Origin of the sequence: Paenibacillus sp. NRS-1782 (assembly GCF_050467685.1) — a bacterium.
Classification (GTDB): Bacteria; Bacillota; Bacilli; order Paenibacillales; family Paenibacillaceae; genus Paenibacillus; species Paenibacillus terrae_A.
Genome location: NZ_JBITPH010000004.1, coordinates 1 through 25,407, shown reverse-complemented (window position 1 = coordinate 25,407; position 25,407 = coordinate 1). Strand labels below are relative to the sequence as shown.

The following is a 25,407-nucleotide window of genomic DNA, read 5'->3' as shown; positions in this document are numbered from 1 at the left end:
CGCATGAAATCAGTAGCCAAAGTAAATACAAACGGCCTTTATCTGGAGGACGAGCTAGTGGACGATGCCTATTCGGGTGTCGTCCCTTTTTATGTCCTGCCGGATAACGCGGATCAGGACGCGGATACTGAGCCAACAACGTCAGAGCCTGTCGGATACACGGTGGGTGTGCCGATTACAACGCCCGGCCTGTACAAGCCGCGCTTTGACTTGGCGGCGTGGGTGGCGTATCAGGATGCCGTTTATGAGGCGCAGGAGGCGTATATAGCCGCGCTGGATGCTTGGAAGACTAAGGGCAGGGTTGCAGAGGATCAGCCTGTATATGTTGCTCCTAAACAGCCTGATAGCCTTTGGGCAGAAGGACTTACGCCGGAGGAAATCGCGGAGCTGACTCAACCGTCTGCGCCGAGTGAGGGAGACAAACTACGACAGAGGTTAAAGGATCTGGAATTAGTAATTACCGAGCTGATGTTGGGAAATTGAAATTGAGGGGAGGTGAACTTACATGGCTATGTCTATGCCAAGAGTCCGTATCTGCGCCAATGCCTGCATTACCCGGCTGGAGCGCGGAGAACCGGACGTTATCGTAATTTTGGACAGCTATCCTCTTAAAGAGGACGACCGCAATTTGGTGCTTGCAGAGATTTATTCCAAGCGTCCAGACCTTGCGGCGGAAACAGAGCAAGCCTAACCAGCACGCCCATACGGAGCGTGTTTTTTTATGCCCTCACAATGGTTGGGGGCTTTTATATTCAGGCCAGGAAAATTGTCCTGACCTATAGAGACGGGGGAAGCAAGTGGACAAGTCGGAGATTTATAAATTTAGCGCAGCCTTTGGAGGGAGCGCAATAACGTATTTTTTTGGAGGGTGGTCATTCGCCTTGGCTGCACTTCTTACATTTACAATAATTGATTATGTGACTGGATTAATTGCAGCAGGAACAGAAGGAAAAATGGGAACTGGCCCCGGTTTAAAAAGCAAGGTAGGCATGATCGGTATTGCACGTAAGGTTTTTATCTTTGCAATGGTTGCTGTATCCCATCTGATTGATGGTGTCTTAGGCGATTCGCATCTTTTCCGGGATGCGGTCGCCTATTTTTATATGGCAAATGAATTGCTTTCGATAGTCGAAAACGGCGGCAGGCTTGGTGCGCCAGTCCCGTCGATCATCCGGCAGGCCGTAGAAGTGTTAAAGAGCAAAAGTGGAGAAAAGGAAGGTGACGGGGAAAATGCAGGCAAGGAAGAAAGATAACGCGCAGGGAATCGACGTCTCGCATCACCAGGGCAACATCGATTTTAAAAAGGTAGCTGCAGACGGGATCAGCTTTGTTTTTATCAAGGCCACACAGGGACGGTCTTTCCGTTCTAAAACCTTTTTGAAATTTGTGAAAGATGCGAAGGCGGCTGGCCTGATGATCGGGGCGTACCACTACATTGACGACTCTGCCACCACTCCAGAGTTGGCCCGACAAGAGGCAGAAAACTTTGTAAAGGCAATTAATGACGCAGGAGGCGCACCCACGTTTGATCTGCCGCCTGTTATGGATTACGAGTCCAACAAGTCCGGCTTGAGCAAAGCGGCCCTTACATCCGTAGCCAAAGCGTTTTTGCAGGAGGTTGAGCGCCTTACTGGTGTGCGACCAATCGTATACACATATCCATCATTCATCGGCAATTTTACTGGTTTGTCAAATTATCCGTTATGGATCGCCCGATACAGCGCTACACAAGTTCCGTTTGGCGCGTCTGGATGGTCACGCTGGGATTTCTGGCAGTATAGCGATGGTTCGGCTGGTGGCACATTGCCGTCCGGCACACGTAAGGTGGCTGGCGTAGCGGGTCCAGTCGATTTGAATGAATTTGACGGTACGGCAGATGAGCTTCGGACGCGGTTCAGCAAGAAACCATCCGTACCCAAAGAGGAGGACTCGACTGTTAAGAATGGATCATTCCAGATTAACGGAGAGAATGCGGGTAAAGCTCTGCTGTTTGATGGAAAGACTCACGTTCCGTTGCGCGTGCTGGCGGATGCTCTCGGTATCCCTTTACGTTGGGATAATGCTAAAAAGGTAGCATATCTGAATAATCGTAAATTGCAATCAGTTAAATTGGTTGAGGGAACTGCTTTTGTACAATTGCGGCCCATTGCTGAATCTTACGGAGCAGAGATTTCATGGGATGCTAAAAATAAAATTGCTCACCTGAAAACGAAAGGGGATAAATAATCATGCAAACATTAATCGAAGGTGTACAACCATACGTGACCACTATTGCTACAGCCGCCATAGGCGTACTCACGACATTCGTTTTGGCTGGGTTGAACACTGTTAAAGGGAAAGCAAACACATGGCTTGAGGCACGTACAACGGAAGCGCAGAGAGAAGTAATCCACAAGATTGCTGGAGAGGGTTTTGCTTTTGCACAAACAGCTTTCAAGCAGGCTGGGGGTGAACGTAAGCTTCAGGAGGCTTTGCAATATACTACATTGCGTTTGGCAGAACAGGGCATTACTGTGTCGGCAGTAGAGATTCGATCCGCGATAGAAAAAGCATATTTGGAGTACAACTCCAAAACGAAGGCTATCATTACAGAATCACAATCAAACGAAGAAGCTACTCAAGCAGCTGCTAAGGAGGCTGTATCTTCACTTGCCGCTCAAGTCACGGCTATTCTTTCTCAAGCTACTGGAGATGAGACCGTGACAAGCGCGGCACCTGAAAGGCAGCAAGATACTGCTCCAGCACCACAGGCGAATGTAACAGGAGTAGCGGTAGAATAAACGGATTGAGTATACCCGTGCCAGTAGACCTAGCGGGTTATATATTTGTCATGAAGTGGAATAATTGTGTTTAAGTATAAATAAATATCAAGATTAAGAAGGAGTTGAACAAGCCGATGGAGAATAAGTCCTATAAATCCAAAATAGGAGGAGATTTAGGGATGGCAGTAAACGATTGGGTAGAAGTGGTTTATTCTTCGAACGAGGATTATATCGGACAAACAGTGAAAATTACAGAAATTAATGGTGAAAACGTAAGGGTTGCCACTGACAACGGAGATCAATACTGGACAAATTCGGAAAACCTTGAACCTTGTTAAAAATTTACAGGACTTTAGACTCACCCTCATGGTATAGTCGAATTGAACTACACTAAAATATGAGAGGTGAGTCTTTTTATGTCAATGGATTTTGTTGTTTTCCAAATTGGTACAGCAGACGATCTGACTCCGAGAGAGGGAGAGTTTTATAAATTTCTTTCTAACTTCCCGAGACAGGAAGAAGATCGTGGCTTGCATTTTTGTATAACAAATGACTTGAGTATTCAAAACTCAATAATCACAGGTAACATTAGCCAGGAACATTTACCACTTACTGACTCTGTGGACGAGGAAAAAGCTGTATATGCTCCTGAGGATATTCCGTCATTACACACCTTCTTCGCAATTGACCTCCAAGAGAAATTCCTTCTTATTCAATATCGAGATTACTCGCCTAAGACTTTGGACAAGGATGTAACTCGAAATCGACTATCACGAGTTTTAAACGCTGCCTTCATTGAGGTCTATCATCAACAAATAAACCTTATTCCAACCGAAAAGGAGTATGACGAAGAAGAGTTATTAAGACTCTTTAATGAATATCGCGTCAGTTACCTTAGAGTGAGAATCGGGGAGCATCGTCGCCTTCTTCGAGATGAGGCTAAGATATTTGATGACCCTTCTCTTAATGATAACTGGATACAAGCTTGGAATGAAGATGCCAGCAATACAAATGTCATAATTCTTAAAGCACCTGGTCAAACTGGAGAGGGTGATTTACGCACATCTCCGTTAGCAAAGACACTGCTTTCTATTCCGTCAAAAGATATAGAGGAACTTATCTATTGGGATAGAGCGGGTCGGCAGAATAAGGTTAATAAAAGTGGGTTCAAAAGGTTTAAAGTCAATGACATCGATCTATACACTCACCCGATCACAGCAATTGATTATATTTCGGCTCAAATTTCACAAAGAAGATCGGAAATCGAATTATTCCGTATTGATTTGGGTTTGTAGCATTCACAAAATCAACCAAACCAATTATACTGATAACAACACATACGGAAGCACCGTCGTGCAATCCGAAAGTATCGGTGACACCCTACTGGCATACGCTGGTAGGGTGTTTTTACGTTTAGGGGGGATACATTATGCGTAAGACATGTATTACGATATGCTTGCTTGGGGCGCTTATAGTATTAGGTGGATTCATAAATACACTGTCCCACGCAGAGTGGGGGGGTACGAGACCTTCCATACAGACCGTTGCTCCTGTGGCTACAACAGTGCCAGGAGAAACCGTGCAATTGGAGTTCCCTTCGGATCGTTATCCAGAAACAGCACAGCACATTAAAGAGGCCATAGCAGCCGGACACTCCAACACATGCACCATTGACCGTGACGGAGCCGACAGCAACCGGGATGCATCTTTACGGGGCGTACCCACCAAAAAGGGAAAAGATCGGGATGAATGGCCGATGGCTATGTGCTCAGAAGGTGGAGAGGGTGCAGACATAAAGTACATATCACCGAAGGATAACCGTGGAGCTGGATCATGGGTAGGTCACAAACTCGACGACTACGCCGACGGTACAAGAGTTGAATTTATCGTTAAATAAGCAAAGACCCGCTAACCTATTGGTCGGCGGGTCTGTTTTTTGACGCTTGCCCCGTTCACGGTCACTACGATTCCGGTGCTGTCGTCGACAATCATCTGAGCAGGTTACGCTTCCGTTTACCGGTTCAAATACGCTGCCGCACCACAGGCACTTATTGTCGCGCTTTCGACGTTTAACCTTTCGTGGAGGGTTTATTCGCTCTTTGTTCTCGTGATAAAAACTCAGAGCGGTTTTGCGGTCGTGCTCTGAAGCGTGGATCGGTTGGCAATCCGGACAAAATCGCTGCAAGCCGCCCTCCACAGTGTATTCTTTCCCGCACCGTTCGCACTTGTCCTTGCTGCCAAGTGTCCTTACGTACCCTTGGCGCTTACGACTTTGGTACGCTGCTTTGGCCTGCTTTTGTCTTATGGACCGACACACATGGCAGTAGTAGGCACGGGGTCCGCCCGTAAAAGGTGTTCCGCAGTCTTTGCATTTACGACCCTGGAGCATTAGTAAACAGGCTCCACGCGGTTGATCTTATCCCAGTTTAGGTCGGAAAGGTCTTCGACTTCTTCACCATTGTCGTGTAAGGTGCGTAGCACCCAAAAGACTCTATATTCGTTGCCGTCCCAGTCCACAGCCGGAGCGGAAAACTCCGCGAAACCTTCCTCGGTCTGCCAGTCTGACAACTGGCGACCTGTAAATTCCGCCTGATCCTGCATAAGGTACTCGCGTCCCTCGAAGTCAAGGAAACCGTAAGTGCGGGCATTCTTATACTGCTCAATCTGCGATACAAGCCAGATTTTCCCGCAGGCCAGTTGTTGTATCGGCTTTGGAAATTTTCCTCGTTTGTTGTACTCTGTAACTTGCTGGGTACTCCAGCCTAGAATTTCCGCAGACTCTTTGCCGCCTGCTAGTTTGTCGATGTTCCTGCTCATATTTTCTCCTTATGCCCGACTCCTTGGTGAGCCTGCGGCATTAGTTAGCTGTGCAGTCTCCCCAGCAAAAGCTACCGCATTTAGTGCAGTATCCTGGCTTTTTGCTAAGAGCTTCACGTTCTTTCATCCGGCGAACGCTGGCTTGTTGTTTAGCCGCGCGTTTAGCAGATTCGATGGAATCGTATTCTCCCCATGCCGCTTTTTCAACATCTGCCGGAATAACGGCGCTGGCATAGCCGAGGGACAACATTGACACTCCGTTTACTTTTTTCCGACGAAGGTCGTTAACGTGTTTTTTACCGTTAACGAATACTTTTTGGATAAACACGAAGTTAACCTTTTTTGAAATAACCATCCCCCAGTCCGTAGTTGTTTTTTCTTCTGTTACGTGTTCTGTGTGCAGTTCGATTTCTGCACCCTTCTCAGTGGTCCAGGTGTGAACTTTCACACCAGTCACTCCTTTCTTATTTTCCTTCCACGCAAGGGCGAGAGCTTGAGGGAAGTATTCTTTTTCCTTACCACCAAATTTAACTACTGCCGCCTTCGCGATCTCCCAAGCTCTCACCATTACGTTCTTCATTTTAATTTCCTCCTCCTTCACTTGTTTTATTTTATAAACCTATAATACTATATTTGTTTTATTTCGTCAACCATTATTAGTGAAAAAGTTTTATTTGATAAAACTAAAAATAATAATGGGAGAGGTTTACGTTATATTGGTATGGTGGTATTATCTGTATGTAAGTTGCCGCCTTCCATGTGAGGGCGTGGATTGCAATGTACTTGCTTACATACACAAAAAAACCATCCAGCGCTAGAGCCAGATGGTTTTTTTGTGTTGAATTTATTCAGAAACTTGTCTAATACGGACGCCACCTTCAAAGTCAACCCATTCAGGGCTGCCTTTAGAACCATACCCTTCTATGGTATAGAACTTCCCCTCAGGAGTTTGCACTTTTCCTGACCCGGAGTAAGACCCCACCCATCCATGGCGAACCGTATTATAGCTATTGTCCTGTATGAAATCCAGCTTTATAGCCTTACCCTTCACAAATTGCTTGATGGCATACTCATGCCTCTGCTCATAAGATTTGTAGCTACGACCTCGTAGCAAGGTAAGGATTTCATCAAATGAACGAGCGCCCAATTCAGCGCTCTGCTCACTGAAGACTATTGCCAAGTCTTCACCATCTTCGAGAGCGTCCCAAACGCTCTCGTTATATTTAGCCAATAGGTCGGAAAGTGTTGTTTTTCCCTCCCTTCCAGATCTCAACGCCGGAAGTAGTGACTCCGGTGTTAATCCATATATTGCATGAATTAACTGTTGTAATATTCTATCTGTATTGTAGTACCCCCTTGGGCGTAGGGAGAACTGCATATCTTGAGGTAGACTGTAGGTATCAAGAATTTTAGGGACTGCATCCAATCGTTTCGAGTTACACCAAAACACTCGCCCGCTATGTTCCATAACGTTTTTCCACTCAGCGATATTTTTTGAACCCAACTCTGAATTAATAAACATGGTAGTTCTCCTTTTGCCCGACACCTTGTTGTGTCTGCGGCTAATATATAAATCCAATGCTAAACCCTAAAATATAATTTGTAGATCATAATCTGCGGATGGGTCTTCGCTAATTGCAGCTATTAGTCGGGGGAGCCATTCCTCCGGTATTCCGCCAACATATTTGTTGCAATCTACGGAAACCGTATAAATAAATTCGTTTCCGATGGGTTGAAACAACAATTGGTTTCCCTCGTTGCGTAATCTCTTCGCTACAAAAGGAGGCTTCACGTTTTTTTTTGAGTCGAATATGTCGACTCCTTCCAATTTCACAATCTTATACACAGTATAAGTGTGTCCTAGGGTGGTTCTTCCACATTTCTCCAAAACGATTTTTTTCTTCTTTCCCATCTTTGCAATGCTCATTTTTTCCCTCCATTACCCGGCTCCTTAGTGAGCCTCCGGCGATTAACTTGCGGATATCCGCGACGCTTCACAGCGTTTCGGCCCGTTTCCCTCGGGCCATCATCAGGCGGTTAAAAAATTTTTGCGATAACCACCGCGTCAGCGATAACAATCTCGTTATCATCCAGCGGCATGTCCTTGTGGGACTTGCGGTTACCAGCGATCACGTAGCAGTGCCACGTGCTAAAATGTTGGTCGCAAGGTTTTTCCAAGTCTGTTCCGCGATCTATTTTGTAAATCGCGGGGGAAGCCATGTTCCAGGCGCTCGTACCGCCCATCGACTCCATTTCCTCATATTCTTCGGAGTCGAAGTCCGGGAATTCTCTTTCGTCTTCCCGGTCATGATTGGATTTGCTCCAATCACATTCAACTCCTACTTCAAGGTCACGGTCTTCAAAACGAAGACCGACGAACGTGTATTTGTCCTCGTTAGCCTCGAAAATTGCTTTTACCTTTTCGTACATTTGGATGATGTTCATTTTTCTCCCTTTTGCCCGACACCTTGTTGTGTCTGCGGCTTGTTTCGCTCTTCCTTACACTTTTTATTATAAACGTTCTTTTACATAATGTCAACGATCTTTTATAATTAAATAATAAAAGTTGTCAACGAAGCAACTGTGATTTATATTTATTGAGAAGAGAGGTGAAAATATGTTGACTTATGAGCCTCTGCGCCTGCTGATGGTAAAGAGGAATTTGGATAGAGAAGAACTTGTAAGACTAACAGGCATTACTAGACCCACAGTAGGCAAGTTGTTTAGTGATAAACTTGTTGCTTTGGATGTTCTTGACAAGGTTTGTGTGGCGTTAGATGTTGAGCTGCATGATGTAGTGAGACGCAAAAAAGAGCAGGAGGATATTTAATATGGCTGACCTTTTTGATCGTCCTGTCCACCTAAAAGCGTACCTAACAGGGCGATGTACTAAGTGCAAACACTACAACGAGGTGATGACACACGACTATGGTAATTTGCCGTACCGTGAGCTTGAGGATCAAATGGACCGCACGAACCACAGCATTCATCCGATTATGTGTAAAAAGTGCGGTGCGGGATATCCTCCTCAACATCTGGTTTACAGGGATGTGGATCGGAAGGAGGATGTGGTACGAGTCCAAATAGACTACAGCAGTCCAGTTGATCCTGAGACTAGCGCAGCTATGACGGAGGGGCATGACCGCAGATACGATATATTTAAGGAGTATGAGCGTGAATTTTGGGCAGCCTACACGGGATTTGCGTTGGAGGATTGGCGTGCAGCAGTCGGTGAGTTGTTGCGGTCAGAGATAGAGGCAGGATGTTCCGCTCTTGGCATCACTCCTGGTGAGTGGAGAACGGAACAGCAAGCCAGGAAGGATATGTCCACGCGGTTTAAAACGGATGCTGATAGATCTGCCTTTTGGCAAGCAGCTAATCACGAGTTTATTACCGATGAGATACTTAACATCGGGGCAATGGGGTGGCCGCCTGAATTATTGGTTAAACGCTACGGATCACGGCGTACACGTTTTGCTATTATGTATTTTCCGATTGCTGAGGCATTAGAAACATTACGCACTCGGTACATAGGGCAGCTATTCCGCAAAGAAAAAGGGGATAACGCCTTTTTACTCCGGCGCATTGGGCAACTCACTGAGGATATGCAAAAGCAAGCAGTACGAGCTAACCAGCTCATCCGCAAAGTGGACGAGCAGAAGCATGAGATCGCAGGATTGCAGGACAAGGTAGGCGTTGCTAACGCAAAAATTGCTAGTTTATCGAATCAGCAGCCTGCCGAAGAACGCAACAAAGACGACATACGCCGCATACGAGAGCTTAAAAGCTTTGTAGGGGAGTTGTTAGCAGAGCTTCGAGCGATTCGTCCAGACGAGCCAGAGGACATTGGCGAGTCTCCTATGTTGGACGAGTCAGGTACGGATGGAGCAGACACATCTAATCCAGATTTGTCTGCATTAGAGGGTAAGACAGTCGCTATAATAGGCGGCTACCGGAGCAGGAGAGACAACGGCGACTACCCTTGCGAGATCACAACGCATGACGGGCGCAAACACGACCCTGACTTTTACGCCGCATTGCAGCAGGCGGATATCATCGTCGTGCTGACACGTTTTATATCACACGCCAGCATGTGGGAGGCTAGGACAGTGGCAGCACAGGAGGACAAACCCATCCATTATGCTCAAGAGATAAATATCGGCTCTATTCTAAATATAGTGGCACAAAAATAAAAAAAAGCTCTGCTAACCTTAATTGGTCGGCAGAGCTTTTTTTTATTTGCTTTGTACACGTTCAAATATTTCGATACTCCGCTGCATCCCCAAACTGTGTGCAGCTCCTAAATGACCTCTCAATATGCTTATATCGTCATCGTTGGTAAGGTCTAAGGACAGTAGACCATGTTTGTGGTGACGATCCAATATGGACTTTAGCAGGTCATCAAGTGCATTATTACTCATGCCCGATTCCTCCTGTTTTATTTTGAAAACCACTTCGGCAGAGCTTTTTAATTACTCTGTAACGCTGTATTCTTTGTATATTTCAGCAAGACCCAAAACCTGTTCCATCGTCAGGTTTTTGCGAGTTAGTCCAAAGTGTTTCAAAACATCGCAGATATACAATGATACCACGACCTGTTTTAGTTCAGGAGTTCCACCATGAGGCATCTGCTCTTTTATCTTATCTTGTATGTTTTTTTTGTTTATTTCCATGAATTGTTCCATTTCCATTTTGATTTCTCCTTTGTGCAGCATATTTTTACTTTAACGCTATGTTATCTGTTCCGCAATACTTTCACCAGCGCGAATATTGAAACGACCAATGCAGCCACGCTCACAACCATTGTTATAGTCTCCATGCGCTTACCTCCTGTTATTGAGGGGCCGAAGCCCCTTGATGATTAATTGTGAGCAGCCTCCAGTTCTTGCATTTTTGAATTCACTGTGTTGTGAAACATGATGTGCCAGTTACTATACTTAAATTCCTTGTAATCTTTTGCGGCACTTACCTTTTCGATTGGATAGCCCAGTGCCTTCATGGCGCTTTCCAGCAAAATTACATTCGTCTTTGTTGCTCTATACTTCATAAACATTTTCATTACCTCCCGCGTAAGGCCGCCGCCAATTGTGTATGTCAATCCGTTATGTTAAGATTGGGTGGAGATGGCGCTATACTAGCCGCCACCTCGGAAGGAATCCTTAACGTCTGCGTGCGCCGCGTCGTTTTTTGGTTCCTTTTTTCTTTTTATTACGGCTGGCGTTGTGTACTTGGAGTATAGCCAGTGCTGTGACCAATTGTATGATTGCCGTAATAAGGTTTACCCAATCCTTCATTGCTTTGCTCACCTCCTTACATTTACTATTTTACAGCATTTAAAATGCTTTGTAAATAGTTTTTTTGAGTGTTGCTAAAATATTTTAAATGCTGTAAAATGTGCGTAAATAGGAGCGTGATTTTATGGCGGGAAGACCACCGAAAAAGGATAAAAAGGTCAGAGAGGCTATTTACTTCGAGCCTGAGTTGCTTGAATGGCTACAGGAGAAGGCCGAAAAGCAGAAGTGTACCGTTAGCGTGGTCGTTAATCAAATGGTGGAAAAGCAAAAAGAGCAGGAGGGGTAATATCCTCGCTGCTCCTTTTTTTGTGTCTTGAATAACGAACGCTTGTTTGCATATAATGTATTTGGAAAGGCGGTGGGCGGAAATGCTACCAGATATCGAGCGTAAGTTACTGCGGATACTCTACAACTATTCAGCTGGGCGAAGACGGTTGCCCACCATGAAGGAACTAGAGATAAAGACAGGAAGGCGTACAGAGGACATAAAGGCGGGGCTGTTGGCTCTGGAAAAGGATAACTATATTGTATGGGAAAACAAATCTGATACGCGGCATATCGTAATCATAGAGGGCTGGGATAGGGATCAAAAGATAGTCACGCCCCCGGGTGCAGCGAATAGATACTACACGGAATATTAAAAAGCGAAAGCCCTTAACGCGACATACAGCGCTGGGCTTTCGCTTTTTTAGCATGCTAATGCTCTTATGAATATAATCTTATAATCGTAAAAATCAAGCCTGCAATAGCAATCGTTGTTGCTATAATCCAAAGAATTGTTGAAAGCCTTGCTTCACCAACCTTATTGGAAACAAATGTTTCAGTGGCTACACCGTGGGACTTAAGTTGTTCACTAAAGATGGTCTTGATTCTGTCTTCGGTAGGCACTTTTTCGAAAAGTTCACGCATGTATAGCTTTAACTCTAAAGTGGATTTGTCCAAGTCAGATTTTGAAACCTTATCTTTCAAATCGTCTTTCAAGTCTTTTTGACCTTGTTCCAAATTATCTATCCGACGCAGTATATCGTTCATTCCGCCTCCACCTCCACTTCCTGTTGGTGTTTCGCTAGTATTCGCAGATTCTTCAAGTACAGTTCTATTAAGGCGCCCTTGATACTTTGTACCTTTGGGCTGCGATACTCTATTTTCTTTATATTGATCAATGTCAATAACAGCATCTGTTTCTTTTGGTGTTTTTAATTCAAATAAAGAATCACTCATTATCTTCAACCTCATCAAATAGTATTCTTGATTCAGCTAAAGGCGTGTCTTGGTAAAAGACAACTATCGTTATCAAACCAGGCATTTCGATGTCTATTCCTTTTTCGGTATATAAACTGAAATTACCAGTAAACACTAAATCAGAAGGAACAGAATATTGATCCTCTATCATTTTGCCTAAAGGTATCTGAGTCAACTCTTTCATCATCGGGTCAAAAACTTTAATATAAAGGTCTTCTATTTCTGTCTTTGGGGTCATAATTCCTACGGTCAAGTAAAACGAAAACTTATATGGGAAACTTACTGTTTTTCTTACATAAGGTTCAAAAATTAAAAAGTTAGATCTACCTTTGGCCTTTAAATTCGTAGTACTTTCCGAAAATAGGATGTAGGATATTTGAGTTCGTATTTCGTGTTTCATTGTCTCACCGTCATGAATCTCCATCGGCTGGAGTAGTTGCTGATCATCTTCCGTAAATATAGTTTACCCTATTGATACGCCTTTGGCTATATCTGCCAATACAATATAGGTGAATATAGGAGTAAGAAAACAACCAAAGTGATAATTTTGTGTTTGTTTTGGCAATAATATTTTATTGTACAGAACATGCGTTCGTAATATAATCAATTTATAACACAACAGGAGGGTACATACATGTCGAAAAAATTAGAAGGTAACGGCTTATGGGAAAGCAGCCGGATTATCATACCAGAACACAAGGAAGCATACTTGAAGTTGATGAAGGATCGTCAGCGCCGTGGGAAACCAGAACTGGACGAACAGGAGGTCCAACTCATAGAGCAGGCTCTTATAGACTCCTACAATTCACGTACGGCTGTCACAGTGTCTGTATTTAGCCCGTTCGATGACATTGTTATGACTGGTGTGGTTACGTCTATAAACACAGCCAGACGGGAAGTGAAGCTGTCTCGCGGGGAAGATGATTTTGATTGGATCAAATTGGAAGATGTTATATCGGCCCAAATCTAAAGACATACACACTTATATCCGATACTATTAGTAGGTAAAGCACTTTATAGTATGCTTAAAAATAAACCTCACACGTCCTATTAATACCAGCAATTGGATTGCCACTCCCGTTCATAAAGAGATACAATTATGTAAAAACGTGACGGGGGTATGTTGTGGTGTGGGAGGCCGTTAGGTTTCTGTTTTTTTCAAATATAGAGGCTTTTGCCGTTTTTACTATTATGCTATCAATTTTCAGGTTGAAATCATGGCATTATTTTTGGCCTGCTATGTTCGTTTTTCTTGCTATGAATCTCCAAAGTTATTTTCTCCGTGAGGCGTTAAATTTGTCTTTCCTCGTGCCAGCCATAACAATAATAGTTTATATATTGCTTATAGCTACTATAGTTAGGGTCCCGATTTTGTGGGCAGGCATAATATCCGTAACAGGTATGTTTCTGTACACTTTACTGCAACTTATTGTCATTATGGCTCTGTTCGGCGATCTAAATGAGGACATGCAATTTTCCATCAAAGGCACTGTAGTTCAAATAGTAACCAGCTTATGGACCCTTTTTATAAGTTGGTTACTTAATAAGTTTAAAATTGGCTTCGACGCTGAATTCGAGAGGTTTCGCTTAAAATGGGAACACATAATAGTAATAGTATTTATTTTGGTTGCGCTCACTGCGTCAGCCGTTGTTATGTTTGTTAATAATATGCTGTACATTATGCTTTTTTTGATCATTGTATCAGCCATGTTTTTGTACTATGCGCTCCGAAAGGAGCGGGAAAACTTACAAGAGGATGAAGAGGACTGAGAGAGGAGGTGAAGAGGGTGAAAAAACAAGAACTTTTCTTTAAGGCTGCATCTTTTTTTTCTTTCGCGGCGATTTTATCTGTTGCAACAGCAAGCGTGGCATTTATCCACAGCCCCGAACCACCAGAAGAATTACTGAAATAAGGAGGTGCCACAATTGAAACTAACTGTGACGGCAAATGCAGACGGCACGTCAGGCTACACAGACTTGTACGTCGAGTTAGTTAATTTTATCGAATATGACCGATTGAGCAAAAGACTTGTTGTACATGCTCATACGGGTGTATTTTACATGACAGGACCGCTTAACTATTGCAAAAATGCACTTAAAAGTAGTGGGTACAAATTTATATATGCCACGCGGAGCAGTATTTTCAATGCGGACAATGTGGTATCAGTTAACACCCTCTTTAAAGATGCATATTTTAAAGAGGGTGTTAATGGAAAGAAATCAAAATGCGAAATATCCCATAACCGTTTCGTAGAGGCGATGGCTAAATTGGAAGTTTACAATCCAAGCGTATCATTCTCCTGAATATTACCAAGACCGCTATCGTAGCGGTCTTTTTTGTCGAATATTATACGTATATTTTGTAGTATTTTGTCGATTCGTAGAACGAACTCGGAATCCCCAATTTATCTTGCCAAGACGCCTAATATTGGGATTTAATATAGGTAAGAGGTTTGATTTTGAAAATAAAGGGAGGCGGTAAGCCTAGATAATTACATATATCGGATGCAATAAAAAACGCCTCTTATAAGAGAGGCGCACAAATGTGGGTTGGCATCCCTGCCAGGATAGCCAAGTTAAAACCCACGGAAAATTAATCAACGTGAGTATACAGTGAAATTATGTTTTTATCAATTACAACATGGGAGTGGATCAGATGATTGAAAAGTGGATGGAGACAGCAATTGAGAATAGAGTATTGGAGGCAGTTAAATACTGTGATAATCAAGAATTAGATTCTCAAGAAAATTTCAATAAAATACTAAAAGATTTGAAGGATATTTTGCCTTATAATGAGCATCGGATTTTACTGGAATTAGAAGACTCTTTGATTCAAACTAATATTGATTTCGCGGATAAATCGTATAGACTAGGATTCGAAGACGCTCTCAGACTTGTGCATCCTAATAATAAATAAACGAGTAAAAGAGAAAGGCCCCTGTAGCAGGGGCTTTTTTGGTGCTATAATTGAGTACCATTTTGTATTCGAAAGAAGTCTTTCAACGGGGCACGCGAATAATATTCGCGATATGGTCAGCAGATTGGAAACGATGGTACTGGGCGGGGCTGATCTTCCGCTTGGTGTCGTACGACAACAGATCAGCTCGGCCATTGATATATTCGTGCATCTGTCACGATTGCGAGACAAATCCAGACGGGTGCTGGAAATTAGTGAGGTAACTGGCTTTGAAAACGGTGAAGTGATACTTAATCCGCTCTATCGTTTTCAGGAGCGGGGCGAAAGTAAAGGACGTATCGTCGGAGGGCTGGAGCGTTGCGGTGAAGGTCTACAGCATACATTGAAGCTGCAAATGGCCGGGATGAAGTCGGAAAGCTGGAGCAGGGGGGAAGCGTCGGTATGAAGCCAGGAAAAGCGGCTGTGAAGCCGGAGCAAGCATCCAGTCAGACTACTTCCCTGCCGGACTATACGGTATATACACTTTCACCTGTGCAAAAAAGCTTGTGTATCCTCTTTAGTGGCGTGCTATTCGCGATGATCGGCTATCTTTTTTATCATCAATGGATATTGTCGTTGCTATGCGCTGCTGGGGCTTTGGTGACGCCACGTTATTTTCGTCAGCATTTGCTGCAACGGCGCAGGTCGGCTTTAAGCATTCAATTCAAGCAGGCTTTATATTCGCTCTCGTCTTCCCTTTCGGCGGGAAGGTCGGTGGAGAACGGCTTTCGTGAAGCCGTGGAGGATTTAAGGCTGCTTAGCCCGGATGGAGATCATGATCTGATTTTTGAATTTAACATTATTACAGCCTGTCTGGAAATTGGACAACCCGTGGAGACGGCTTTACAGGATTTTGCTCATCGGGCGCAGATGGAGGATATTACGAATTTTGCGGACGTGTTTGCAGCTTGCAAACGAACCGGGGGTGATCTGGTGGAGGTCGTGCGACGGGCTTCAAGTGTTATAGGGGAGAAGCTGGAAATTCAGCAAGAGATCGGTGTGATGATCGCGCAGAAACGTTTTGAATCGAGGGTTATGTTTGCGGCGCCTTTTCTGTTTGTACTGTTTATGACCATGACTGCGGGAGATTACATGATGCCGCTATACAGCGGGACAGGTATGATTTTGTCTACCTTTTGCCTATTGGTGCTTGGTGGCTGTCTCGTGTGGATCAACCACATTATGAAAATTGAGGTGTAAGGAGAGATAGGCATGGTGATGTTGGTTTGTCTGGTCATGCTGGTTCTGCAAGTGGGAGGTTGGGTGGTGCTGAACCGGATGTACGCTGCTAAGTATGCGAGCTTTCGTCATATGAAGCTGGAGGGACTGCGGCTGCAAAGGCTCTCGGTTCCTTTCGTACACATGATCCATGCTTCACGTGCCGCCCAAAGACTGCCTTTACTGATGTTTAAGCTCCAGCGCTCGGTACAAAAGCTGTACGGTATGCGCAACAGCGGGGAGAAAACGATGCTTTTTCTGGCCGAGATGGTGGGTTATGGATACATGATGGCCGCTGGTGGAGCTTTAATATCGCTCATGATGGGCGGGGAGGCGACCGGGCTGGTGCTCGGATTGGGGCTGGGCATTCTGGTACCCATAGCGCTGGTCAAGGATCTGCACGGAAAGGTACAGAAGCGGGATCAGCAAATTTTAATGGAGTTACCTGAATTGCTGAGTAAAATCATGCTTTTGGTCGGCGCAGGCGAGACGGTACAGCGGGCATTGCTTCATTGCGTGGAGCGCAAAGGAGCGGATACGGTACATCCGTTGTATCGGGAGCTGCGTCAGACAGTGGGGGAATGGGAAAGTGGCTATTCCTTTCAACAGGCATTTGAGCATTTGAGCAAGCGCTGCGGCATTCAGGAAATGACGGTGTTTACGACAACGGTGTTGCTGAATATGAGACGCGGCGGGAGCGATTTTGTGATGGCTTTACGTGAGTTGTCCCAGACGTTGTGGAGCAAGCGGACTTCGATTAGCCGCACAAGAGGAGAGCAGGCTTCATCTAAGCTGGTATTTCCGATGGCGCTGATTTTGCTAACGGTTATTGTGCTTGTGGGTGCTCCCGCTTTAATGATGATGAATATGTAGGAGGAATACAACGATGATGACATTAGTAACAGGCAGTATTCGTAAATTGTACAAGGATGAGGACGGTTTGGGTACGTTGGAAATGATTTTGATTATCGCGATTCTGATTGCGGTGGCAATTATTTTCAAGGATCAGATCAAGAAGATTGTAGAAGGTCTGTTGAAAAAAGCGGATAAAAAGAGTAACGACTTCATGGATTCATAATGCTGCGCAATTTGGCACACAAAGAAGAAGGGAGCTTCTCCTTGGAAGCTTCCCTCGTCTTTCCTATACTGTTGCTGGTCATTTTTGTGATGTTATTTTTTTGCCTGTACATATATCAAAAATCCATCTTGGTGCAGGTCGCTTCTACTGCTTCGGAACGAGCTGCTTATAGCTGGGATAACAGCTTCAAGGAACCGCGTACAGGCGCATTCACCCAAGGACAACGGGATTCGCTTTATTGGCGCTTGAAGGATGATGTGATGCTGGGAGCTTTGTTTGGTTGGGCTGGAGCTCATAATCGGGCAAGTGTGCAGGTGCCCGGTGGTGGCGGGGGAGGCGATTTGCCTAGTCAGAAGCTGTCCAATGCTGAGAGAGGCATGCCTGCTGGTATGCAGGGACAGATGACATATGAGAACAGTCTGATCAGCCGTAAGGTGACTACAGAGTTGAATAAAATAGTGAAAGTGCCTTTGCTGAATCAGTTTCTGGATCAGACGGATTTGCAGGGGACCATGAGTTCAGGGGTAGTGGAGCCTGTGGAATGGATTCGCACGGTGGAGCTGACTCGATATTATGGAGCAAAGTTTATGGGCAGAGGATCGGGGGAAAAGGTAAACCCGGCAGTTGCAGGACAAGTATTGACGCAATATGGACAGAACGGTCCGTAAGGAGCGGAGAACGCGAATGGACTGGAAGGGAGGAAGCGGGTGTTTGGAAAAGGACGTAATGCAAAGGATGGAGAGTCAGGTGCTGTCACGGTCTTTTTGATTCTGATTATGGCGGTCATGTTCGGCTTTATTGCTGTTTTTATTGATTATGCACGAATTGCCGCGCTGCATGTGCAAACCGAACGGTTGACCCATGCGGCGGTTCGTTCAGTCATGTCTGCCTATGATCCAACATTGCAACAGGATTACGGTCTGTTTGCTTATGGTGAGAGCAGCGGAGAAGAAATTATGGTCAAAGTGCTGAACGACAGCGCCAAGCGCACGCCGCGGGCAGACACACTGCCGCTTATGACTACGAAGCTGGATTCAAGCTCTTTGCATATGGAAAGAGAGCTTGGTAGATATGCCATATTTAATGAGCAGATTCGAGAAGAAATGAAGTATAAAGCGCCTGTTGATTTTACAGTGGAAGTGCTCGAAAAGCTGAAGCCGCTATCTCAGAATATGAAAGAGGCTTCCCATACGGTTGATTTGCTGAAACGGCTGCAAAAGCTGTATGACAAACGCGAGGCTAAGCTGGATGACATGCTGGAGAAGCAGCGTGAGGCAGGAGCTTATATGGAAGAGGTTCGCAAACGGATTATTAAACAGAGGGGCGCGTATATCCCTAATCAGTATATTTGGGATTCACTTGAGGTTGTAGCCGATATTGCCGCTCAATATAAGCATTATGTTCATGTGTATGAGGATAATAAAAAGAGTGTAGACGACGTTAAAATCATGCAGATCGAGAAATATGCGAGAAGGGCGAGATCGGCGCTTGATCGTCTGGGCCAAGCCATGACTAACATTGGGGAAGAGCACGATGAGCTGCTTGTAGAGGCTAAGGAGCCGTTGAATGAAGCCAGGCAGATTAACGAAGAGATGCGTCAAGTCATTGCTCAATATAAACAGAGGGCTGCCAATGCAGGGTATGATGAGGTTTCCTCAGCCCCTACTCCGAGTGGAGGGACCTCCAGTGCTGATCCGTCTGTAGGAAGCGCAAGGCAGGAGGCCGACGACTTATTGATTCCTGATAAGGAATTTGACCAGATGGAAGCGACTATAGAAGAGCAACGAACGGCTATTCATACGGTTAACAACAGATTAACGAGTATGATCCGCACATTATCCTTTTATACAGATCCGAATCTCAATACAGATATGTTCAGACAAGAAGTGATCTCAACGCTCAAGGAAATGGATAAATACTTGAATGCGTATGCCTGGTCGGGGCCTTCTAATGTACTCGATGATGAAGCCAGAACAATGGACATGCGACGTGGATCTGATAAAGAACGTAAAAAAATGGAAAAAGAGGCGAAGAACAAGCTCAAGCAAGCCTATAAGATCATTGAAATGCTCTCCAAAGGTACGCAAGGTGCCGGACAATTTCAAAAGCTGGAGCAGTATTACAATGAAAGTATTTCTTTTAACCAGTCTGCATCCAGTCCGTCTGTATCGGCTGATTTGTCCTATGACACCTATGATGCGGCAGGAGCATCCATGGACAGTATGGATGGTCTATACGGGGCAGCATCCGGCTTGCTGACGCAACTGGGGGATGAATTTTTCCAGAATGAATATGCGCTTTCTTACTTTAATCACGTGAATTTTAGTCGATTTGGCAGTTTAGCCGGATCAGGCAGAAGTGTGGGAAACGCAGCGCAAATTTTGGGAGACCAACTGGAGTTGAATAATCAGGAAGTCGAGTACATTCTGTACGGTTTCCATAATCCGACAGGAAACCTGGCCTCCGCTTATGGCGAGATTTTTGCCATGAGGCTGGCCATTCGTACGATGGAGGGATTGGTCAAAAATAGCTCCAAAGGCAATCCGTTGGTCGTTTTGGCGGCAGCTCTTCTATATGGGGTAGAGAAGGCGATTGAAGATATGATTATGCTGGCTCAGAAGGGGTATGTGCCTTTGTCTGATTTTCTGAAATTTCGAATGACGTACAAGGATCATTTGAGATTGTTCCTCATGCTCCATAGTAATAATGAACGGAAAATGTCTCGTATGCTGGCCCTGATCCGCCTGAATACAGATGTCAATCCTGCCGAACGGCAAACGTATGCAAGGGGAGAGGTTAAAAACGGGATGCGGCTGTTGTTTTTACCTGGGGTGATGAAGATGCTGGGACTGGCCTCAGAGGAAGGCGAAAGCATTAAGGGAAGTGTGTACTATGTTACGAAAACAGCGCATTTTTCTTATTAATCGGTATTTACAGCGGATTGGTGGACGGAGTTGCCGTGAACAAGGAAGTATCGTTTTAGAGGCGTCGCTGGTGTTGCCGTTGTTTCTGTTTTTTATTATTTTTCTGATTTATATGGTACAGATGACGCTGGTATCTACGGCCTTGCAGACCACCGCTTCAGAAGCGGTTAAACAAGTCTCGGCTAAAATCTATCCGGTGTCTCTGGCTGTGGATGCGGCATCTGCGAAAATAGATGCGGTCCGCCAACCGCTGGATGAGCTGCCCAAGTTATCTGTGAGTGAATATGCAAGCCAATTTGCTGCCCAACTGCCACCTCCCATCGGTGATTGGGTAGAAAGCGCTGTGCAGGGGGGCAAAAAGCCCATGGAGGAGCTACGAGGACGCTTGACGGAAGCCGTGCTTGATCCTGCTCTAAAGCCGCTCTTAAAGCCTTTTATAGAGGATAGCATTCTGGAGTATGACCGTATACACGTAACGAGCGTGCATGTGCCGTCTCTTACGGGAACTAAGGACCCTTATTTTAGGGTGGAGCTGTCTTATGAGCTGCCGATGAAGGTTCCCTTTCTGTATCGTAGCATTGTGCTTCAGGCGGCGGCAGAGGAACGTCTTTGGATCGGAGATACAGGAGAGGGAGCAGGTACAGGAGCTACATCGGCTAAGGATGCGCAGGGTTCCATACAACTGCTTGCCAAGCCTGAGCCTGCTGTGAAGGGTGTATACAATTTGATCAAGGCCAAGGTGGAACCTGGAACGTCTGCTAATCTTTCTGTACTTTATAAGTCGGGTCAAAGCACGGCTCAACACTTGGGCTGGACCTCTGCCGATGCGGACGGGATTATTGAATGGAACTGGTTTGTAGGTACAAATACGACACCCGGTCAATGGAGCTTTGTGATCGAAACGGAGGATGGACAACGTATCGAGGTTCCATTTTCGGTGGAGAAGACGGCGGACGGATAGAGGAACACAGATGGATCATGACCGGATGTATAGGCATTACGCGAGTAGATAGAGATAACAACGATGAAAAAGGTTTGGAACGCTTCATGCTTATCATTAAGGGGGAACTGCATTGACGTGGATGTATATCGTATGTGGTGTTTTGCTGGCGATTGCGCTGGTCACGGATTTACGTAGTATGAAAATTCCTAACAAGCTTACGATGCCCGGTATGGCGGTGGGCTTGCTATTTAATACGGTGTTTGGGGGCTGGCATGGATTTTTATTTGCAGCGGCTGGACTGGGGACGGGATTCGGCTTCATGTTGATTCTGTACTGGATGGGAGCTGTCGGTGCTGGTGATGTGAAGCTGTTTGGCTTGATCGGAGCATGGACGGGGGCTGCTTTTGCATGGCAATCGGCTCTATATTCGATTTTTTTCGCGGGTATTATTGGCGTGGTGATCCTGCTGTGGAGACGGGAAACCATGATGAGACTGCGGCGTGTGGCTTTTAATTTAGGAGGATTTTTTCTGTTTCGCAGCGGCAAGGCGCTGACGAACGGGAGGGAGGCACACCTCAGGTTTCCTTTTATGACCGCTGTCATTCCGGGAGCGATCAGCGCTTATCTTTACTTTTTGCCATAACAGGTTCGGTTAGGTAGATATTATGGTACTCACGGAGATCGGGAAAAAATGCTAAGGAGGTCATGAATTGTTTGGTTTAAGCAGGGATTTTGCCCGCAACGGCGGGACATTTATGATTTTGAACAAGGAAGGCGGGCTTAAGACCGATGATTTAAATTCCGTGCAAACCGGAATGATGACTGGCAATCGGATTCCCGGTCTTCTGGAGCTAAGAATCAAGGAAGTCGATTTTCAGGTGGAGCTGCACTACGATATTTCGGGTCAACGTATGCTGTCCCAGGTATGGAAGGGAGGAGGAGTATCGACTTCCGATTTCTATAGGATTCTTTTTGAAGTGGCGGATGCCCTCCATCGTAGTCCGCAGTATATGCTGGATATGCGCCAATTTATTTTTCATGAGGATTATATTTTTATTAGCGGTTCAGGCTCAAGGGAAAACGTCAGTTTAACCTATGTCCCTTTGCAGGGTGTTTTGTATGAAGGACAGGCTGGGAGCCAATTTAAGCAATTGGTTATTCGCTTGATGACGCGTGTGGTTCATTTTCAAGGACACCATATGCAGCGCATATTTGAACTGTGCGACAGGAATGAATTTGATCCGGGGGCGCTGAAGGAGCTGCTGCTGCAAGGGATGACGGTCGGTGCAGACAGCGTTAGCGTTCAAGGCGAAGCTGGAGAAGCACGCAGTAGAGATACTCATGCTCGAATGGGAGTTCAGGGAGAGCGTGATGGATTGCATTCAACAGCATATCGAAAAGAGTTTCCTTATGCTGATCAATCCTTATCCGGTCATTCATCAACGCGTGATTATTCAGCGAGTCAAGAAGGAAGTGGGCTAGGAGAGGAATACAAATTTTTCGCTTCAAGGGATTCGAGAATCCAGAAAAAAATGCATGAGGATCAGGATACGCTACAGGAGATTCAGGAGCTTAAACGGATTAATCGGCTCAAGCCGTCCGTGAAGCCACAGGAGAATGATGAGGCAGATGTAAAAATAGGAGAAATGGAGCCAGCATTGCAGAAATATAAAACTTACATTGCTTTAGGCTGTCTTCTCGCTTCGGCCATTGTGTGGCGCTATATTTATCTGGATCATCCAGATACGGTACCGCTCGTTATTTCCGTTGTGCTGACCTTGGTACTCGTAGCCGTTGCTTATATGAGCTGGACGGGAAAATGGGGGCGCAAGGACGCTTCGCCGCATACCTATGCTGATTCAGTCCCTATACTGGATTCGGAATGGCTCGGTGAAGCTTCTCATGCACAGCGGAAAAATGACCGTTATCAGGTCGATAAGCTAACCGGATTCGTAGCAGGACGTCATAATAAGGATAAGCAATCTTCCGATTCAGGTGATCAAGGACAGGAAAGCTGGCGCTGGTCTTTTCCTGACCAGGAATCTGAAAATATGGGTAGCCGGGATACGGGACAAGGAGATAAAGCTTCTGCACGTCACGACTTGCACGAGCCACAGGGGATAGGTATGTCTCGAAGAAATGATTTGGAAGCCAGTGATACCAGCGAGGCATATTATAAGTCCTTGTCTGGTGTGACGGAGCTGCTAAATGCTACATCGAGGCAGGAAACGGTGCTGCTCCGTGCTGATCAGGCAGTACATATTCCACACGTTCAGCAAGCACCGATGGCTTGTCTGGAGCGCAAGCCACCAGGAAGTGGAGCGGACGAGCGCATTCGATTGCAGCCAGATCAATTTGTTGCAGGCAGCTTCTTCATCGGAAGAGACTCGCAATTGGTCCAGTTTGTAGAACATATGGAGGGAGCGTCCCGTTCTCACATTGAGCTTTGTATAGATGCAGAAGGACAAGGTCACATCGTCAAGGATTTGTCCTCGACGAACGGAACCGTTCTGAACGGAGAGGCGATGGTGCCTTACAAGGAGTATGCAATGAAGGACGGAGACACTTTTAAAATAGCCGGAGTATCCTATACTTATCGGCTGGAATCTTTTAAATCTTCTTCCAATGCCTCTTGAGTTAAGGATAGTTTGATATGTATAAAGAAGAAGCCCGATTAATGTTATGGGCTTCTTTTTGACGTTTAATTTGGGGGTAGCTATTGAGTACTTTGATTCAATTTATCATCTGGAGTATGTTCAATGACATCTGTCAAATTACATTCTAGCTTGTTACATATATCGTCGATAATTTTCATAGCTATGTACTCGTTACGCCACATTTTAGCGGCAGTTGACGGGGAGATATTCATTAGTTTTATAAACTCCATTTTAGAGATTTTCTTTTTAATCAAAGTTATTTGTAATGGTTCAAAACTAATCATTTATCATTCTCCTTCTTTAATACCAGATGACATAGAAAATATGATTTAATTCCAATAAGTCGGAAATAATTACGTTAAAACAGTTGAATAATGAAAGGGTTGATGATATTATTTATAATAAGTCGTAAATATTTACGATAAAGTGAAAAAATATAAAGAGGAACTGATGAAATAAAGCTAAGCTATATCATATCATCCTAAAACAATGATGTACAACACCCTTAGCTTTGCTATGGACATTTTACCAAAATAGAACTGGAGATGACACCTATGATTTTAAAAGAAAAGTTCAATAAACAAGATATTAAAAACATTGTTCGTATGAAAAAGGTCTGGGGACAGGAAGTAGGCAACGGAGAAACAGAGTTGTACTATTTTCACATTTTTGACGTGCTTAATCGAAAATGGCAAACGATTGGCTATAACGTTTCCGATGCTATTCGAGTATTTCAAAATGGAAGTGACGATAAATGGACGTATATTATAGAGCAAGCCCCATATAATTCTGATCTCACTACTAATGATCTAATTAATATGCTTGGTATTACTTCTGAAGCTTCGCGTACTCGAAATGCTATACAAATTATACTGAATACGGTTGAAAGACGAAATGCTTTTGTTAATCGAATGGTTAATGTGAACGAGGAAAGTACGCTTTTTCTCCTAAGAGCGATGCAAGAGCAATATCTTACGTATAATCAACTTTTAGACGAAGAGTTTATGAAACTGTACACTGCAAATCCAGTGAATGCCTTAGCTTTATATTTTCTTGAACCCGTTGACATCATTGCGTTTTGGGAGTGGGAAGCTGCTGGTGGTACGTGTGAAAAAGCCATTCAATACAAATTTGAAAAACCTTTGATGACTTTGATTCAGGCGATAGAACGTGCTGAGGATGAAACAAGAGGTTTGGCATCTGGATATTAACCTCTCTATAACCTACATAAAGGGAAGATGTATCTGACTACCCAAAATATAACCAGTTTTAATCCTGCCTTTCCTTTTGAGAAGCACATAAACGAATAGAAGATATCAACAATCCCTCTATTCCGTAAAGGAGCTTATCTATGTACAAAACCGGAAGACTCATTGACGGTAAACTTTTTCTCAAGACTTGCGACGGTAAATGGGTTAGCCTTCGATTGCTCATTCTTCTTGTGAAAAGAACATGTTAGTGACGATTTACTGATACTCAGGGCTGAGTCTTTTTGGCTTCGTCGCTATATTTGATG

37 protein-coding genes and 1 pseudogene are annotated in these 25,407 nt (G+C 44.7%); 26 read left to right on the top strand and 12 right to left on the bottom strand.

All coding sequences use genetic code 11. The features are described from left to right. Positions 1-3: 3 nt before the first annotated feature. The 8 genes from ACIFQM_RS00870 (at position 4) to ACIFQM_RS00835 (ending at position 4,659) form a co-directional block, all read left to right on the top strand. On the top strand, positions 4-483 hold the full coding sequence (locus ACIFQM_RS00870; RefSeq protein WP_430045807.1) for a hypothetical protein: 480 nt from the start codon (positions 4-6) through the stop codon (positions 481-483). 22 nt (positions 484-505) lie between these two features. Continuing rightward, the gene (locus ACIFQM_RS00865; protein WP_430045805.1) at positions 506-691 is read left to right on the top strand and encodes a hypothetical protein; all 186 of its coding nucleotides are present in this window, start codon (positions 506-508) and stop codon (positions 689-691) included. A 106-nt stretch (positions 692-797) separates the two neighbouring features. Then, complete coding sequence (locus tag ACIFQM_RS00860) at positions 798-1,253, top strand: phage holin family protein (RefSeq protein ID WP_430064811.1); 456 nt, start codon at positions 798-800, stop codon at positions 1,251-1,253. Continuing rightward, on the top strand, positions 1,219-2,226 hold the full coding sequence (locus tag ACIFQM_RS00855) for a GH25 family lysozyme (RefSeq protein WP_430064809.1): 1,008 nt from the start codon (positions 1,219-1,221) through the stop codon (positions 2,224-2,226). Before ACIFQM_RS00860 ends, ACIFQM_RS00855 begins: the two co-directional genes overlap by 35 nt. A 2-nt stretch (positions 2,227-2,228) precedes the next feature. Further along, the gene (locus ACIFQM_RS00850) at positions 2,229-2,780 is read left to right on the top strand and encodes a phage holin, LLH family (protein WP_430064807.1); all 552 of its coding nucleotides are present in this window, start codon (positions 2,229-2,231) and stop codon (positions 2,778-2,780) included. Between the two features lie 161 nt (positions 2,781-2,941). Continuing rightward, positions 2,942-3,100 carry a hypothetical protein gene (locus ACIFQM_RS00845; protein WP_430064805.1) on the top strand — a complete coding sequence of 53 codons (159 nt, stop codon included), beginning with the start codon at positions 2,942-2,944 and terminating at the stop codon, positions 3,098-3,100. A 78-nt stretch (positions 3,101-3,178) separates the two neighbouring features. Then, complete coding sequence (locus ACIFQM_RS00840) at positions 3,179-4,057, top strand: hypothetical protein (protein WP_430064803.1); 879 nt, start codon at positions 3,179-3,181, stop codon at positions 4,055-4,057. A 134-nt stretch (positions 4,058-4,191) separates the two neighbouring features. Then, positions 4,192-4,659 (top strand): NucA/NucB deoxyribonuclease domain-containing protein, encoded by a 468-nt coding sequence (locus ACIFQM_RS00835; RefSeq protein ID WP_430064801.1) that lies wholly within the window; start codon positions 4,192-4,194, stop codon positions 4,657-4,659. A 491-nt stretch (positions 4,660-5,150) separates the two neighbouring features. Here ACIFQM_RS00835 and ACIFQM_RS00830 read toward each other — a convergent pair whose 3' ends face one another. The 5 genes from ACIFQM_RS00830 to ACIFQM_RS00810 all read right to left on the bottom strand — a co-directional run bounded on the left by ACIFQM_RS00830 (position 5,151) and on the right by ACIFQM_RS00810 (position 8,024). After that, a complete protein-coding gene (locus tag ACIFQM_RS00830; protein ID WP_430046246.1) occupies positions 5,151-5,579 on the bottom strand; it encodes a helix-turn-helix transcriptional regulator in 429 nt (142 codons plus the stop codon). Between the two features lie 40 nt (positions 5,580-5,619). After that, a complete protein-coding gene (locus tag ACIFQM_RS00825) occupies positions 5,620-6,159 on the bottom strand; it encodes a hypothetical protein (RefSeq protein ID WP_430046245.1) in 540 nt (179 codons plus the stop codon). Between the two features lie 264 nt (positions 6,160-6,423). Continuing rightward, a complete protein-coding gene (locus ACIFQM_RS00820) occupies positions 6,424-7,101 on the bottom strand; it encodes a hypothetical protein (protein WP_430046243.1) in 678 nt (225 codons plus the stop codon). A gap of 66 nt (positions 7,102-7,167) precedes the next feature. Continuing rightward, positions 7,168-7,506: a hypothetical protein gene (locus tag ACIFQM_RS00815; RefSeq protein WP_430064799.1), complete on the bottom strand. Its 339-nt coding sequence runs from the start codon at positions 7,504-7,506 to the stop codon at positions 7,168-7,170. A gap of 110 nt (positions 7,507-7,616) precedes the next feature. After that, positions 7,617-8,024, bottom strand: coding sequence for a hypothetical protein (locus ACIFQM_RS00810; protein WP_430064797.1), 408 nt, complete (start codon positions 8,022-8,024; stop codon positions 7,617-7,619). Positions 8,025-8,196: 172 nt separating this feature from the next. Here ACIFQM_RS00810 and ACIFQM_RS00805 point away from each other — a divergent pair, with 172 nt between their 5' ends. Both ACIFQM_RS00805 and ACIFQM_RS00800 read left to right on the top strand, forming a co-directional pair. Further along, the gene (locus ACIFQM_RS00805; protein ID WP_430046241.1) at positions 8,197-8,409 is read left to right on the top strand and encodes a helix-turn-helix domain-containing protein; all 213 of its coding nucleotides are present in this window, start codon (positions 8,197-8,199) and stop codon (positions 8,407-8,409) included. Position 8,410: 1 nt separating this feature from the next. Further along, positions 8,411-9,772, top strand: a complete 1,362-nt coding sequence (locus ACIFQM_RS00800; protein ID WP_430064795.1) for a DUF2325 domain-containing protein — start codon at positions 8,411-8,413, stop codon at positions 9,770-9,772. 42 nt (positions 9,773-9,814) lie between these two features. Here ACIFQM_RS00800 and ACIFQM_RS00795 read toward each other — a convergent pair whose 3' ends face one another. The 4 genes from ACIFQM_RS00795 to ACIFQM_RS00780 form a co-directional block, all read right to left on the bottom strand. Next, positions 9,815-10,000 carry a hypothetical protein gene (locus tag ACIFQM_RS00795; protein WP_430046055.1) on the bottom strand — a complete coding sequence of 62 codons (186 nt, stop codon included), beginning with the start codon at positions 9,998-10,000 and terminating at the stop codon, positions 9,815-9,817. 51 nt (positions 10,001-10,051) lie between these two features. Beyond that, the gene (locus ACIFQM_RS00790; protein WP_430064793.1) at positions 10,052-10,270 is read right to left on the bottom strand and encodes a hypothetical protein; all 219 of its coding nucleotides are present in this window, start codon (positions 10,268-10,270) and stop codon (positions 10,052-10,054) included. A 170-nt stretch (positions 10,271-10,440) separates the two neighbouring features. Beyond that, complete coding sequence (locus tag ACIFQM_RS00785) at positions 10,441-10,632, bottom strand: hypothetical protein (protein ID WP_430064791.1); 192 nt, start codon at positions 10,630-10,632, stop codon at positions 10,441-10,443. 106 nt (positions 10,633-10,738) lie between these two features. Further along, positions 10,739-10,873: a hypothetical protein gene (locus ACIFQM_RS00780; RefSeq protein WP_430064789.1), complete on the bottom strand. Its 135-nt coding sequence runs from the start codon at positions 10,871-10,873 to the stop codon at positions 10,739-10,741. Between the two features lie 124 nt (positions 10,874-10,997). Between ACIFQM_RS00780 and ACIFQM_RS00775 the strand changes: the two genes are divergently transcribed. Together ACIFQM_RS00775 and ACIFQM_RS00770 are read left to right on the top strand one after the other, a co-directional pair. Beyond that, positions 10,998-11,159 carry a hypothetical protein gene (locus ACIFQM_RS00775; RefSeq protein WP_430064787.1) on the top strand — a complete coding sequence of 54 codons (162 nt, stop codon included), beginning with the start codon at positions 10,998-11,000 and terminating at the stop codon, positions 11,157-11,159. A gap of 157 nt (positions 11,160-11,316) precedes the next feature. Next, entirely contained in the window at positions 11,317-11,514 is a 198-nt protein-coding gene (locus ACIFQM_RS00770) for a hypothetical protein (protein ID WP_430064785.1), read from the top strand. Between the two features lie 64 nt (positions 11,515-11,578). Here ACIFQM_RS00770 and ACIFQM_RS00765 read toward each other — a convergent pair whose 3' ends face one another. After that, complete coding sequence (locus tag ACIFQM_RS00765; protein ID WP_430064783.1) at positions 11,579-12,094, bottom strand: hypothetical protein; 516 nt, start codon at positions 12,092-12,094, stop codon at positions 11,579-11,581. Further along, positions 12,087-12,515 carry a hypothetical protein gene (locus ACIFQM_RS00760; protein WP_430064781.1) on the bottom strand — a complete coding sequence of 143 codons (429 nt, stop codon included), beginning with the start codon at positions 12,513-12,515 and terminating at the stop codon, positions 12,087-12,089. Before ACIFQM_RS00760 ends, ACIFQM_RS00765 begins: the two co-directional genes overlap by 8 nt. Before the next feature lie 234 nt (positions 12,516-12,749). On the opposite strand from ACIFQM_RS00760, the gene ACIFQM_RS00755 reads away from it, so the two are divergent. From ACIFQM_RS00755 to ACIFQM_RS00695, 13 genes and pseudogenes are all read left to right on the top strand, one after another. Next, complete coding sequence (locus ACIFQM_RS00755; protein WP_430064779.1) at positions 12,750-13,085, top strand: YolD-like family protein; 336 nt, start codon at positions 12,750-12,752, stop codon at positions 13,083-13,085. An 817-nt stretch (positions 13,086-13,902) separates the two neighbouring features. Beyond that, the gene (locus ACIFQM_RS00750) at positions 13,903-14,028 is read left to right on the top strand and encodes an AgrD family cyclic lactone autoinducer peptide (RefSeq protein ID WP_430046224.1); all 126 of its coding nucleotides are present in this window, start codon (positions 13,903-13,905) and stop codon (positions 14,026-14,028) included. Positions 14,029-14,041: 13 nt separating this feature from the next. Continuing rightward, a complete protein-coding gene (locus ACIFQM_RS00745; protein ID WP_430046222.1) occupies positions 14,042-14,419 on the top strand; it encodes a hypothetical protein in 378 nt (125 codons plus the stop codon). Positions 14,420-14,771: 352 nt separating this feature from the next. Next, on the top strand, positions 14,772-15,032 hold the full coding sequence (locus tag ACIFQM_RS00740; RefSeq protein WP_430046220.1) for a hypothetical protein: 261 nt from the start codon (positions 14,772-14,774) through the stop codon (positions 15,030-15,032). 76 nt (positions 15,033-15,108) lie between these two features. Beyond that, a pseudogene (locus tag ACIFQM_RS00735) lies at positions 15,109-15,477 on the top strand (CpaF family protein); the annotation flags it as partial. Then, a complete protein-coding gene (locus ACIFQM_RS00730; RefSeq protein ID WP_430039470.1) occupies positions 15,474-16,271 on the top strand; it encodes a type II secretion system F family protein in 798 nt (265 codons plus the stop codon). The pseudogene ACIFQM_RS00735 and the gene ACIFQM_RS00730, both read left to right, overlap by 4 nt. A gap of 12 nt (positions 16,272-16,283) precedes the next feature. Continuing rightward, entirely contained in the window at positions 16,284-17,162 is an 879-nt protein-coding gene (locus tag ACIFQM_RS00725) for a type II secretion system F family protein (RefSeq protein WP_430039473.1), read from the top strand. A gap of 13 nt (positions 17,163-17,175) precedes the next feature. After that, positions 17,176-17,367 (top strand): Flp1 family type IVb pilin, encoded by a 192-nt coding sequence (locus ACIFQM_RS00720; protein WP_013309278.1) that lies wholly within the window; start codon positions 17,176-17,178, stop codon positions 17,365-17,367. Then, positions 17,367-18,035 (top strand): TadE family protein, encoded by a 669-nt coding sequence (locus tag ACIFQM_RS00715; protein WP_430039475.1) that lies wholly within the window; start codon positions 17,367-17,369, stop codon positions 18,033-18,035. The genes ACIFQM_RS00720 and ACIFQM_RS00715 overlap by 1 nt, the downstream gene beginning before the upstream one ends. A gap of 39 nt (positions 18,036-18,074) precedes the next feature. Beyond that, positions 18,075-20,291 (top strand): hypothetical protein, encoded by a 2,217-nt coding sequence (locus tag ACIFQM_RS00710; protein WP_430039478.1) that lies wholly within the window; start codon positions 18,075-18,077, stop codon positions 20,289-20,291. Next, positions 20,260-21,252 carry a pilus assembly protein gene (locus tag ACIFQM_RS00705; RefSeq protein ID WP_430039481.1) on the top strand — a complete coding sequence of 331 codons (993 nt, stop codon included), beginning with the start codon at positions 20,260-20,262 and terminating at the stop codon, positions 21,250-21,252. The genes ACIFQM_RS00710 and ACIFQM_RS00705 overlap by 32 nt, the downstream gene beginning before the upstream one ends. Positions 21,253-21,364: 112 nt before the next feature. Continuing rightward, positions 21,365-21,877: an A24 family peptidase gene (locus tag ACIFQM_RS00700; RefSeq protein WP_430039483.1), complete on the top strand. Its 513-nt coding sequence runs from the start codon at positions 21,365-21,367 to the stop codon at positions 21,875-21,877. A gap of 67 nt (positions 21,878-21,944) precedes the next feature. Continuing rightward, a complete protein-coding gene (locus tag ACIFQM_RS00695; protein WP_430039485.1) occupies positions 21,945-23,870 on the top strand; it encodes a DUF6382 domain-containing protein in 1,926 nt (641 codons plus the stop codon). Between the two features lie 80 nt (positions 23,871-23,950). Here ACIFQM_RS00695 and ACIFQM_RS00690 read toward each other — a convergent pair whose 3' ends face one another. Then, positions 23,951-24,175, bottom strand: coding sequence for a helix-turn-helix domain-containing protein (locus tag ACIFQM_RS00690; protein ID WP_283655091.1), 225 nt, complete (start codon positions 24,173-24,175; stop codon positions 23,951-23,953). A 270-nt stretch (positions 24,176-24,445) separates the two neighbouring features. On the opposite strand from ACIFQM_RS00690, the gene ACIFQM_RS00685 reads away from it, so the two are divergent. Next, positions 24,446-25,102, top strand: coding sequence for a hypothetical protein (locus ACIFQM_RS00685; RefSeq protein WP_430039488.1), 657 nt, complete (start codon positions 24,446-24,448; stop codon positions 25,100-25,102). Positions 25,103-25,407 lie beyond the last annotated feature (305 nt).